The sequence below is a fragment of the Xanthomonas sp. CFBP 8445 genome, from assembly GCF_025666235.1.
GTDB lineage: Bacteria > Pseudomonadota > Gammaproteobacteria > Xanthomonadales > Xanthomonadaceae > Xanthomonas_A > Xanthomonas_A indica.
The window spans coordinates 816,330-828,900 of the sequence record NZ_CP102594.1; the positions used below are offsets into that span (position 1 = coordinate 816,330).

The window sequence follows — 12,571 nt, forward strand, 5'->3', positions numbered from 1 at the left end:
CGATGCGCATTTTGCAGTGCAGCAAGGCATTCCCCGGGCTTTGTGCTATCCGTTTGGATCGATTCGATACGGGGAGCCTGCCATGCGCAGTTCGAGGATGCTGGGCGGCGCTGCCGCACTGCTGCTGGCCGCGCTGTGGCCGATCGCGCCCGCCGCCGCTGCAACCGGTACCACCGCCGGCGAGCGTGCGGTGGCGGCGGTGGACCCTTTCATCGGCACCGGCGGCGAAGGCCACACCTATCCCGGCGCCACGGTGCCGTTCGGCATGGTCCAGTTGAGCCCGGACACGCGCATCCAGCCGCGCAAGGACGCCTACGGCTGGGCGGCGGGCTACCGCTACGACGACCGCAGCCTGGTCGGCTTCTCGCACACGCATTTCTCCGGCACCGGCCACTCCGACCTGGGCGACGTGCTGCTGATGCCGATCAGCGGCGCGGTGCGGCTGGAGCGCGGCGACCCGGACAAGCCCGGCAGCGGCTACAGCGCGCGCTTCCGCCACGACGACGAGCGCGCCGAGCCGGGCTACTACGCGGTGACCCTGGACGACTACAGGGTCCGCGCCGAACTCACCGCCAGCGCCCGCGTCGGCGTGCACCGCTACACCTACCCGGCCGGCCAGCCGGCGCACGTGTTGCTGGACCTGCGCACCAGCCTGTACGACTACCCGGGCAAGATCAGTTGGTCGCGGTTGCGCCTGCGCGCCGACGGCACCGTCACCGGTTTCCGCGAGACCCGCGGCTGGGCGCCGGGGCGGCAGCTTTACTTCGCCCTGCGCTTCTCGCAGCCGCTGCGCGGCCACGCCTTCCACAACACCGAGCAGGACATCCCCTACAAGGGCTTCCCGCCGCCGGGCGACAACGACCCCGCCCAGCGCGCGCAGATCGAGGGCCGGCAACTGGTGGGATCGTTCGACTTCGGCGACGCCCTGCGCGGACCGCTGCTGGTCAAGGTGGCGATCTCGCCGGTCAGCGAGGACAGCGCCATCGCCAATCTCGACGCCGAAGTGCCGGGCTGGGATTTCGATGGCGTGCGCCGCGCCGCGCGTGCGCAATGGGCGCAGGCGCTGGGCGTGGTGGACGTGGACGCGCCGCCCACCCAGCGCACCCAGTTCTACACCGCGCTCTACCACAGCCTGCTCGGCCCGACCCTGTTCATGGACAGCGACGGCCGCTACCGCGGGCCGGACAACGCCGTGCAACAGGCGCAAGGCTACACCCACTATTCGACGTTCTCGCTGTGGGACACCTACCGCGCGCTGCATCCGCTGCTGACCATCGTGCAGCCGCCGCAACGCACCAACGACATCGTCAACTCGCTGCTCGCGCACCAGCGCGAAAGTCCCTACGGCGTGCTGCCGGTGTGGGCGTTCCACGGCCTGGAGACCTGGTGCATGATCGGCTACCACGCGGTGCCGGTGATCGCCGACGCGTACATGAAGGGCATCCGCGGCTACGACACCGACGCCGCGCTCAAGGCCATGGTGGCCAGCGCCAACTACGGCCCCTACGACGGCATCGCCCAGTACCGCGAACTGGGCTACGTGCCGATCGACGAGGAAGGCGAGGCCGCCTCCAAGACCCTGGAGTACGCCTTCGACGACTGGACCATCGCGCGCATGGCGCAGGACATGGGCCGCACCGAGGTCGCCGCCACCTTCGCCAAGCGCGCCGGCAACTGGCGCAACGCCTTCGACCCGGGCACCGGCTTCATGCGCGCGCGCAAGCGCGACGGCAGCTTCCGCACCCCGTTCGATCCGGATGCCAGCGGCTACGGCACCGACTACACCGAAGGCAACGCCTGGCAGTACTCCTGGTACGTGCCGCAGGACGTGGCTGGCCTGGCCCGCGCGCACGGCGGCGACGACAAGCTGCTGGCGCGGCTGGACCAGGTGTTCGACGCCAAGGTCGATCCCAAGGTGTTCGCGCACATGGAGGACATCACCGGCCTGATCGGCTGGTACGCGCACGGCAACGAGCCCAGCCACCACGTCGCCTATCTGTATGCCTACGCCGGGCAGCCGTGGCGCACCCAGGCGCGGCTGCAGCAGATCATGCGCAGCCAGTACGCCGCGCGCCCGGACGGCCTGGCCGGCAACGACGACATGGGGCAGATGTCGGCCTGGTACGTGTTCACCGCGCTGGGCTTCTACCCGGTGGCGCCGGCCAGCAACCAGTACATCCTCGGCCGCCCGTTCCTGCCGCGCGCCACCCTGGCGCTGCCCAACGGCAAGCGCTTCACGGTGATCGCCGACGGCCTGGACGATGCGCATCCCTACGTCGGCAGTGTGACCCTCAACGGGCGCCCGCTGAACCGCGCGTTCCTGCGCCACGAGGAACTCATGGCCGGCGGCGAACTGCGCTTCACCCTGCAGGCCACGCCCAACACCGCCTGGGCGGCGGCGGGCGCCGAGCGCGCCTATTCGATGAGCGAATGAAGGGCAGTTCCCGTATTCGAGCGCGTCTCCCGTAGGAGCGGCTTCAGCCGCGACGGGGCTTCCCGGTAAGGCTGGTCGCGGCTGAAGCCGCTCCTACGAGGGTAAGCGGCATCGGCCTGGGATGTTGTGTCCACAGGTTGAGAGAGGCGTTGAAGCCGCGCGGGCGCGCGTCTGCACTTGGATGACGGCCGAGGCTTCCGCGCGCGGCCTCGTGCGCGACTCAAGTACGAGCGTCAGCATCGCGTGAATGTTTGCGGTGGGTTGCGTTGCGCATGCCGCCGCGCAACGTGTTTGACCACACACCGTCACCTCGTGTCGCGTCACATGCACGCGCATTTAATGTCATCCACACATTTCATTTGCGGCGTTCGTGGTCTTGTGGCGCGGCTGCATCGCATCGCGCAGACCGGGTGCGCCGGCACCGTCGCGCATTCTCGAAGCGCGTCCGCGTGCAGGCCCATTCCGTTCCGGCGCCGTTGCCATGCGACGGCGCGATCGGCGCTGCCGGCAACGGCGCGCAGAGGCGACGTGTCCTTCTCATTCGTCGAACGGGATCTTCCGAATGCATGTCTGCCTGCTGTCCCCCTTTCCTCTTCACGATGCGGCCGCGCTCGACGCGGCCATGGCGGCGGCGCAGGCACAGGGCTGCGATCACATCGTCTTGCCCAATCCGTTCGCACAGGACGCGGACGGACGCCTGCACGATCCGGCGGCCGACGACGCCGCAGGTCAGGCGCAGTTGCGCAAGTGGATCCAGCGTGCCGAACAGTATGGCCTGCGGGTCGTGCTGGATCTGCGTATCGACGAAATCGGCGGAAGCAGCCGCCTGCTGCAGGAGCATCCGCATTGGTTCCGCGCGCGCAGCTCGGCGCTGCCGGACCCGCGCGCCGAACGTGCCGCGCCGGACATCGCGGTGGGCCGCTTCGCCTCCGCGGAAGAAGGCGCGGGCCTGGCGCAGTGGTGGAGCGCGCGCCTGGTCGACTGGCTGCGCAGCGGCGTGGCCGGCTTCCGCGTGTTGCATCCCGAGCGCATCCCGGCGCCGTTGTGGCGCACGCTGATCGGCGAGGTCCACGCGCAGGCGCCGCACGCGCGGCTGCTGGCGTGGACGCCCGGCTTGGGCCTGGACGCCTTGCGCGGCCTGGGTGGCGCCGGTTTCGATGCCGCGTTCTCCTCGCTGGCCTGGTGGGACGGCCGTGGCGACTGGTTCTTCGACGAGGACAGCGCCTTGCGCGCGCTGGCGCGTTGCGTGGTCGCCACCGTCGATGCCGGGACGCCGACGGAGACGCCATTGCCCTTGCCGCGCGCGCAGCGGCAGCGCCTGGCGGCCGCCTTCGGTGGGGCTTGGGCGATCGCCGCGCAGGACACACCGACCGAACATGGGCAGTCCGCGCCTGCGCAGCACGGCGCGGCCGAGGACGACGCGACCACGCCGGCCGCATCGCTGCCCGACGCCAGCGCATCGCTGCGCCTGCGCCCGCTGCTGCGCGACGGCGCGCTGACCGCGGTCGCGGTGGAGCCGCTGGACGCCGCGCCGTGGCTGGTGCTGCTCAACAGCGACCGCGACCACCTGCTGCCGGTGCCGGGGCCGGCGTTGCTGCGCCTGCTCGGCGACAGCGAAGGCCTGCTCAGCGACCACGGCGAGCCGATCCAGGGCGAGCAGGGCGGCACCCTGGAAGCGGGCGAGGTACGCATTTATCGCAGCCTGCCGGCGCGCCCGGTGCTGACCGCGGCACGGGCGCGCACGCCCGCCGAGGTCGCCGCGGGCGAGGCACGGGTGTGCCTTGAGGCGGTGACGCCGTCGGTCGACGACGGGCGCTTCCCGGTCAAGCGCACGGTCGGCGACCGCGTGTGCGTGGAAGCCGATGCGTTCTGCGACGGCCACGACCGCATTGCCGTGGCGCTGTTGTGGCGCGCCGCCGATGCGCGCACCTGGTCGAGCGCGCCGATGCGTGCGCTCGGCAACGACCGCTGGCGCGGCGAGTTCCCGCTGCAACGCCTGGGCCGCTACGAGTTCCGCATCGAGGCCTGGCGCGACGTCTACGCCACCACCCATGCCGATCTGGAAAAGAAGCGCGCCGCCGGCACCCTGTTGCCGGTGGACGCGCAGGAGGCGCTGGCCCAGGTCGAGGCGGCACGCGGGCGCAGCCGCGGCGCGCTGGCCACGCGGCTGAAGGCCATCGCCACCCGCATCGCACGCACCGACGACCTGGCCGAGAAGGCGCAACTGCTGCTCGAGCCCGACACCGCCGAGGCGATGGCGCGTGCCGATGCCAAGCCGTTCCGCACCGAATACCCGATGACCTTCAGGGTCGAGGCCGAACGCCGCGCCGCGCACTTCGCCAGCTGGTACGAACTATTCCCGCGCTCGCAGAGCGGCGATCCGCAGCGCCACGGCACCTTCGACGACGTGATCGCGCGGCTGCCGCACATCCAGGCCATGGGCTTCGACGTGCTGTACATGCCGCCGATCCATCCCATCGGCGAGAAGAACCGCAAGGGCCGCAACAACGCCGTGACCGCCGAGCCGGGCGAGCCCGGCAGCCCGTATGCGATCGGCTCGGCCGAGGGCGGGCATACCGAGGTGCATCCCGAGCTGGGCGGGCTCGACGGTTTTCGCCGCCTGCGCGCGGCCGCGGCCGAGCACGGCCTGGAGCTGGCCCTGGACTTCGCCATCCAGTGCGCGCCGGACCATCCGTGGCTGCGCGACCACCCCGACTGGTTCACCTGGCGCGCCGACGGTTCCATCCCGTACGCGGAGAATCCGCCGAAGAAGTACCAGGACATCGTCAACGTCGACTTCTACGCCAGCGGCGCGGTGCCGGCGCTGTGGAACGCGCTGCGCGATGCGGTGCTGTTCTGGGTCAACGAAGGCGTCACCCTGTTCCGCGTCGACAACCCGCACACCAAGCCGTTCCCGTTCTGGGAATGGTTGATCGCCGAGGTGCGCGGACGCCATCCGCAGGTGGTGTTCCTGTCCGAGGCCTTCACCCGGCCCAAGCCGATGTACCGGCTGGCCAAGGTCGGCTTCTCGCAGTCCTACACCTACTTCACCTGGCGCCAGCACAAGGCCGAGCTGCAGGCCTACATCGAGGAACTCAACAGTGGCGCGCCCAGCGAGTGCTTCCGCCCGCACTTCTTCGTCAACACGCCGGACATCAATCCGCTGTTCCTGCAGCACAGCGGGCGTAGCGGCCACCTGATCCGCGCCGCGCTGGCGACCACGCTGTCCGGGCTGTGGGGCATGTACCAGGGCTTCGAGCTGTGCGAGGCCACGCCGCTGCCGGGCAAGGAGGAGTACCTGGACTCGGAGAAGTATCAGTTGCGCGTGTGGCCGGAGCGCGCCCCGGGCGACATCGTCGAGGAGATCACCCGCCTCAACCTGCTGCGCCGCCAGCATCCGGAACTGCAGTCGCACCTGGGCACGCGCTTCTACGTGGCGCACAACGAGCAGGTGCTGTACTTCGGCAAGTTCCTCGACGCCGCACACCTGGCGCGCGGCCGCAGCCTGGTGCTGGTGGCGGTGAGCCTGGACCCGTATGCGCCGCAGAACGCGGAGATCGAAGTGCCGCTGTGGGAGCTGGGCCTGCCCGACCATGCCAGCGTCGCCGTGCGCGACCTGTGGGACGGCCACGACTTCACCTGGTACGGCAAGACCCAACACATCCGCCTCGATCCGTCGCGGCCGTTCTCCCTGTGGCGCATCCGCGCCGGAGCCCCTGCATGAATGTCGCCGCGCCGTCGTCCCCCCAACTCGAGCCGCGCGCACCGGCCGGCGATGCGCGCTGGTACAAGGATGCGATCATCTACCAGGTGCACGTCAAGTCGTTCTTCGACTCCAACGACGACGGCATCGGCGACTTTCCCGGGCTGATCTCCAAGCTCGACTACATCGCCGACCTGGGCGTGGACACGATCTGGCTGCTGCCGTTCTACCCCAGCCCGCGCCGCGACGACGGCTACGACATCGCCGAGTACATGGCGGTGCATCCGGACTACGGCAGCATCGCCGACTTCCAGCGCTTCGTGGAGCAGGCGCACGCGCGCGGCATTCGCATCGTCACCGAACTGGTGATCAACCACACCTCCGACCAGCATCCCTGGTTCCAGCGTGCGCGCATGGCCCCGGCCGGCTCGCCCGAGCGCGCGTTCTACGTGTGGTCGGACAGCGACCAGGACTACGCCGGCACCCGCATCATCTTCTGCGATACCGAGAAGTCCAACTGGACCTGGGATCCTGAGGCCGGCCAATACTTCTGGCACCGCTTCTACTCGCACCAGCCGGACCTGAACTTCGACAACCCGGCGGTGCTGGAGGCGGTGCTGGAAGTGATGCGCTTCTGGCTGGACCTGGGCGTGGACGGCCTGCGCCTGGACGCGGTGCCGTATTTGATCGAGCGCGAAGGCACCTCCAACGAGAACCTGCCCGAGACCCACGCCATCCTGCGCCGCATCCGCGCCACGCTCGATGCCGAATACCCCGACCGCATGCTGCTGGCCGAGGCCAACATGTGGCCGGAAGACACCCAGCAGTACTTCGGCGAGAACGCCGACGAATGCCACATGGCGTTCCACTTCCCGCTGATGCCGCGCATGTACATGGCGATCGCGCGCGAGGACCGCTTCCCGATCACCGACATCATGCGCCAGACCCCGGAGATCCCGGAAAGCTGCCAGTGGGCGATCTTCCTGCGCAACCACGACGAGCTGACCCTGGAGATGGTCACCGACTCCGAGCGCGACTACCTGTGGCAGACCTATGCCGCTGATCGCCGCGCGCGCATCAACCTGGGCATCCGCCGGCGCCTGGCGCCGCTGCTGGAGCGCGATCGCCGCCGCATCGAACTGATGACCTCGCTGCTGCTGACCATGCCCGGCACGCCGGTGCTGTACTACGGCGACGAGATCGGCATGGGCGACAACATCCACCTCGGCGACCGCGACGGCGTGCGCACGCCGATGCAATGGTCGATCGACCGCAATGGCGGCTTTTCGCGCGCCGATCCCGCCGCGCTGGTACTGCCGCCGATCATGGACCCGCTGTACGGCTTCCAGGCGGTCAACGTGGAAGCGCAGCAGCGCGACCAGTACTCGCTGCTGACCTGGACCCGCCGCGTGCTGTCGGTGCGCAAGCGCTACCGCGCCTTCGGCCGCGGCGCGCTGCGCTTCCTGTATCCGGGCAACCGCCGGCTGCTCGCCTACCTGCGCTGCCACGAGGACGAGACCGTGCTGTGCGTGGCCAACCTCTCGCACACGCTGCAGGCGGTGGAGCTGGACCTGTCCGAGTTCGAGGGCCGGGTGCCGGTGGACATCCTCGGCGGCGGCAGCTTCCCGCCGATCGGGCGCCTGACCTACCTGCTTACCGTGCCGGCGTTCGGGTTCTACGCCTTCCAACTGGTCGGCAATGCCACCCTGCCGGACTGGCACGTGCCGGCGCCGGTGCCGTTGCCGGATTACCAGACGCTGGTGCTGCGTAGCGGCACCGACAGCGCCGGTCTGCAGCCGCACCTGCCGACGCTGGAGCGCGACATCCTGCCGGCATGGCTGTCCACGCGGCGCTGGTTCGCGGCCAAGGACCGCGCGCTGCGCAGCGTGCGCATCGCCCGGCGTACGCCGCTGTCCGGCGGCGACGGCCTGACCTTGCTGGAGATCGAGGCGGAACTGGACGACGGCGCGCACGAGCGCTACATCCTGCCGCTGGGCATCGTCTGGGAGCGCGAGCAGCCCAGCGTGCTGGCCGAGCAGCTGGCGCTGGCGCGCGTGCGCCACGGCCGCGAGGTCGGCTACCTGACCGACGCCTTCGCGCTGAAACCCTTCACCCTGAGCATGCTCACCGCGCTGCGCGACAAGGCGGAGCTGCGCGTGGATGGCGAGGCTGGCGCCGAGGCGACCGCGGAGCGCATCCGCTTCTGCCCGACGCAGGCGCTGCAGCGCGTGGACATCCCCACCGATCCGGAGATCCGCTGGCTGTCGGCGGAGCAGAGCAACAGCTCGTTGATCGTCGGCGATGCCGCGGTGTTCAAGCTGCTGCGGCGCGTGTCGGCCGGCATCAACCCGGAGATCGAGATCGGCGAGCGCCTCACAGAGTTGGGCTACGCCAACGCCGCGCCGTTGCTGGGCCATGTCGCCCGCGTCGAGGCCGACGGCAGCGAGACCACGCTGGCCCTGCTGCAGGGCTTCGTGCGCAACCAGGGCGATGCCTGGCGCTGGACGCTGGATCACCTGGCGCGCGGTGCCGAGGAATACGACGCCGCCCAGGACGACGCCGCGCGGTTGGAGAGCGTGGCCGGCTACGACGCCTTCGCCGCCCTGGTCGGCCGGCGCCTGGCCGAACTGCACGCGGTGCTGGCGCAACCCACCGACGCGCCCGCGTTCGCGCCGCAGCCGGTGGACGCAGCCGCCGCGCAGCAGGTGGTGGACGGCGTGGTGCACGAGGTGCAAGCCATGTGGGACACGCTGCTGGCGCATCGCGACGCCAACGACGACCCGGCCGAACACGCCGCGGTGGACAGCCTGCTGGCCGAGCGCGCGCGTTTGGATGCCTGGCTGCAGCAGGCGCCATCGCTGTTGTCCGGTGCGCTGCTGACCCGCGTGCATGGCGACTTCCATCTCGGCCAGATCCTGGTCGCGTTCGACGACGTGGTGCTGATCGACTTCGAAGGCGAGCCAGCCAAGTCGCTGGACGAACGCCGCGCCAAGGCCAGCCCGCTGCACGACGTGGCCGGCTTCCTGCGCTCGCTCGACTACGCCAGCGAAGTGTCCGCGCGCGGCGAGGAAGGCACCGCCGCGCGTGTGGGCGCGGGTTTGGATACCGCGCAGGAGGCGTTCCTGGCCGCGTTCCGCAGCCGCGCCAGCGCCGCGTTCCTGGCCGCCTACCGCGGCGTGCTCGACGCCAGTCCGCACCCGTGGGTGGCGCCGGCCGCGTTCGAGGCCACCACCTTGCTGTTCCTGATCGAGAAGGCCTGCTACGAAATTCGCTACGAGGCCGCCAACCGCCCGGCATGGATCATGGTGCCCATACAGGGACTGTTGCGCATACTCGACCGCTTTCCCGCGCCCCAGGAGTCGATTCGATGAGTGATGCCGTCCACGTCTGGGACGACGCGACGCAACGCGCCTTCGCCACCGCCCGCCACGGCGACCCGTTCGCCGTGCTGGGCGCGCATCGCCTCGGCAATGCGCGGGTGCTGCGCAGCTACCAGCCGGGCGCCGATGCGGTGCTGGCGGTGCTGGAGGACGGCAGCGAAGTGCCGCTGCAGCAGGGGCCGGAAGGCTTCTTCCACGCCGAACTGCCGGGCGAGGCGCGTTACCGCCTGCGCATCCGCTGGCCCGGCGGCGAGCAGGACACCGCCGACGCCTACGCCTTCGGCCCACAACTCAGCGACTTCGACCTGCACCTGATCGCCGAAGGCCATCACCTGCACCTAGCCGACGCGCTGGGCGCCAACGTGGTCGAGGTCGACGGCGAACGCGGCACCCGCTTCGCGGTATGGGCGCCCAACGCCTCGCGCGTGGCGGTGATCGGCGACTTCAACAGCTGGGACGCGCGCCGTCACCCGATGCGCCTGCGCCACCAGGCCGGCGTGTGGGAGCTGTTCGTGCCCGGCGTCGGCCCCGGCGCGCGCTACAAGTTCGCCCTGCGCGGCCCGCGCGGCGAAGAGTTGCCGGCCAAGGCCGACCCGGTCGCGCGCCAGGCGGAACTGGCGCCTGGCACCGCCTCCATCGTCGCCGACCCCACGCCGTTCCAGTGGCGCGACGACGCCTGGATGGCCACCCGCGCGCGCCGCCACGCCCCGCAGGCGCCGATCAGCGTGTACGAGGTGCACGCCGGCTCGTGGATGCACGCCGCCGACGGCAGCATGCTCGACTGGGACGCACTGGCCGAGCGGCTCATTCCCTATGTGGCCGACATGGGCTTCACCCACATCGAACTGCTGCCGGTCACCGAGCATCCGTTCGGCGGCTCCTGGGGCTACCAGCCGCTGGGCCTGTTCGCGCCGACCGCGCGCTTCGGCAGCCCGGAAGGCTTCGCCCGCTTTGTCGACCGCTGCCACCGCGAGGACATCGGCGTCATCGTCGACTGGGTGCCGGCGCATTTCCCCACCGACGCGCACGGCCTGGCCCACTTCGACGGCACCGCCCTGTACGAACACGCCGACCCGCGCGAAGGCTTCCACCGCGACTGGAACACCCTCATCTACAACCACGGCCGTCGCGAAGTCTCCGGCTTCCTGATCGCCAGCGCGTTGGAGTTCCTGCAGCGCTACCACGTCGACGGCCTGCGCGTGGACGCGGTCGCCTCCATGCTCTACCGCGACTACAGCCGCAACGCCGGCGAGTGGGTGCCCAACATCCATGGCGGCCGCGAGAACTACGAGAGCATCGCCTTCCTGCGCCGGCTCAACCAGGTGGTGGCTGACCAGGCGCCCGGCGCCATGACCATTGCCGAAGAATCCACCGCCTGGCCCGGCGTCACCGCCGACCTCGCCCACGGCGGCCTGGGCTTCGACTACAAGTGGAACATGGGCTGGATGCACGACAGCCTGCACTACATCCAGCTCGACCCGATCTACCGCCGCTACCACCACGGCGAGATGACCTTCAGCATGGTCTACGCGTATTCCGAGCGTTTCATGCTGCCCATCTCCCACGACGAAGTGGTGCACGGCAAGCGCTCCCTGCTTGGCCGCATGCCCGGCGACGACTGGCAGCGCTTCGCCAACCTGCGCGCCTACCTCGGCTACATGTACACCCACCCCGGGCGCAAACTGCTGTTCATGGGCTGCGAGATCGCCCAGCCCACCGAGTGGAACCACGACGCCGCGCTGCCCTGGCACCTGCTCGACCAGCACAACCACCGCGGCATCCAACGCCTGGTTCGCGACCTCAACCGCCTCTACGCCGAGCACCCCGCACTGCACGCGCGCGACGACGAACCCGAAGGCTTCGCCTGGGTCATCGGCGACGACGCCGGCAACAGCCTGTTCGCCTACCTGCGCAAAGCCCGCAGCGGCGACACCCCGCTGCTGGTGGTGGCCAACCTCACCCCGCAGGTGCACCACGGCTACCGCATCGGCGTGCCCCGCGCCGGCCGCTGGCGCGAACTGCTCAATTCCGACAGCGAGATCTACGGTGGCAGCAACACCGGCAACGGTGGCAGCGTGCGGGCCGAGAACGTCGGCGCGCATGGGCATCCGGCGTCGCTGGTGCTGACCATCCCGCCGCTGGCGGTGCTGGTGCTTGGGGTGGAGGAGTAGGGCGAGTAGGGCGAGAAAGCGAAGGGGCCGTGGCTAGAGCGCGGAAAGAGCCGGCTGCCCGGAAGAAGCCGGCTGTTGTGGGAGGGACTTCAGTCCCGACGCTTTCCCGCCCTACTGTCAGCACCCGAGCCTTAACCGCACGAGATGCCGAGGATTCGCACCCGTTAGGTGCAGTCCTCGGCGCCCAACCCGCTGAGCCCACAGGCCGAGCGCAATTCTCGGCCCCGTCTACCGCCCCGGGCAGACAGCCCACCGCCCCGACCGTTAAACTCACGCCCGCCTCGGCGCCTTCCTCTGCATGCACGCCAGAGGCGCCAAGCCGGCGGCCGACGCATCGCCCGCCCGCTCCGGACGCATCCGGGCCTATAGCTCAACGGTTAGAGCAGAGGACTCATAATCCGGTTCCGCTGAGTTTCCGTCAGCCCTCAGTTCGCTCAAAATGCCCTGAAAACCTGCGGTTTCTACGGATATTGGTGCACACCCGCTTTCCGATTTTCGCGGTGAAACCCCGGGAATTTCCGACATCCTTACACCGGAACTACACGCGGCTTTCTGGCATCTGCGATGCGTGCTGCCATCCATGCAGCTCAGTCGTCGAGGTTGCCCGCGGCCCGCTGAAACGCCTCGTCCCAGATCGCGTGCATCTCCCGCGTCTCATCTGCTTGCACCTCGCCTTGAAAGCTCTGATTGGCTTCTGCCGCAGTGTTAGCCAGCGGTATCGAAGAAAGGATCCGCCACTCCTCCAAAAGGCGCTTAGGCTCAGGGTGTGTCCCAACCAACGCTAGAACCGCACTCATCATGAGATCCAGCCGGGCCTCGGAACGGAACGCGCGCTCCGTGAGGGCTAACACCTTCTCTTCGATCGATTGCATGGGCATCTCCG

Annotated in this window: 5 protein-coding genes; 4 read left to right on the forward strand and 1 reads right to left on the reverse strand. The window is 69.6% G+C overall.

Annotated features, from left to right (window positions below):
* The first annotated feature begins 97 nt into the window (after positions 1 to 97).
* The 4 genes from NUG21_RS03575 (at position 98) to glgB (ending at position 11,688) form a co-directional block, all read left to right on the forward strand.
* Entirely contained in the window at positions 98 to 2,434 is a 2,337-nt protein-coding gene (locus NUG21_RS03575; RefSeq protein WP_263393025.1) for a GH92 family glycosyl hydrolase, read from the forward strand.
* Positions 2,435 to 2,996: 562 nt separating this feature from the next.
* A complete protein-coding gene (locus tag NUG21_RS03580; protein ID WP_263392303.1) occupies positions 2,997 to 6,158 on the forward strand; it encodes a maltotransferase domain-containing protein in 3,162 nt (1,053 codons plus the stop codon).
* Positions 6,155 to 9,508 carry a maltose alpha-D-glucosyltransferase gene (treS, locus tag NUG21_RS03585; protein ID WP_263392304.1) on the forward strand — a complete coding sequence of 1,118 codons (3,354 nt, stop codon included), beginning with the start codon at positions 6,155 to 6,157 and terminating at the stop codon, positions 9,506 to 9,508. Before NUG21_RS03580 ends, treS begins: the two co-directional genes overlap by 4 nt.
* Positions 9,505 to 11,688 carry a 1,4-alpha-glucan branching protein GlgB gene (gene glgB, locus NUG21_RS03590; protein ID WP_263392305.1) on the forward strand — a complete coding sequence of 728 codons (2,184 nt, stop codon included), beginning with the start codon at positions 9,505 to 9,507 and terminating at the stop codon, positions 11,686 to 11,688. The genes treS and glgB overlap by 4 nt, the downstream gene beginning before the upstream one ends.
* A gap of 587 nt (positions 11,689 to 12,275) precedes the next feature.
* On the opposite strand, the gene NUG21_RS03595 is transcribed toward glgB, so the two are convergent.
* Complete coding sequence (locus NUG21_RS03595) at positions 12,276 to 12,560, reverse strand: hypothetical protein (RefSeq protein ID WP_263392306.1); 285 nt, start codon at positions 12,558 to 12,560, stop codon at positions 12,276 to 12,278.
* Positions 12,561 to 12,571: the final 11 nt, after the last annotated feature.

Coding starts and splice junctions, on each gene's coding strand:
- NUG21_RS03575 (WP_263393025.1), top strand. CDS start 98: ATGCTGGGCGGCGCTGCCGCACTGCTGCTGGCCGCGCTGTGGCCGATC.
- NUG21_RS03580 (WP_263392303.1), top strand. CDS start 2,997: ATGCATGTCTGCCTGCTGTCCCCCTTTCCTCTTCACGATGCGGCCGCG.
- treS (WP_263392304.1), top strand. CDS start 6,155: ATGAATGTCGCCGCGCCGTCGTCCCCCCAACTCGAGCCGCGCGCACCG.
- glgB (WP_263392305.1), top strand. CDS start 9,505: ATGAGTGATGCCGTCCACGTCTGGGACGACGCGACGCAACGCGCCTTC.
- NUG21_RS03595 (WP_263392306.1), bottom strand. CDS start 12,560: ATGCAATCGATCGAAGAGAAGGTGTTAGCCCTCACGGAGCGCGCGTTC.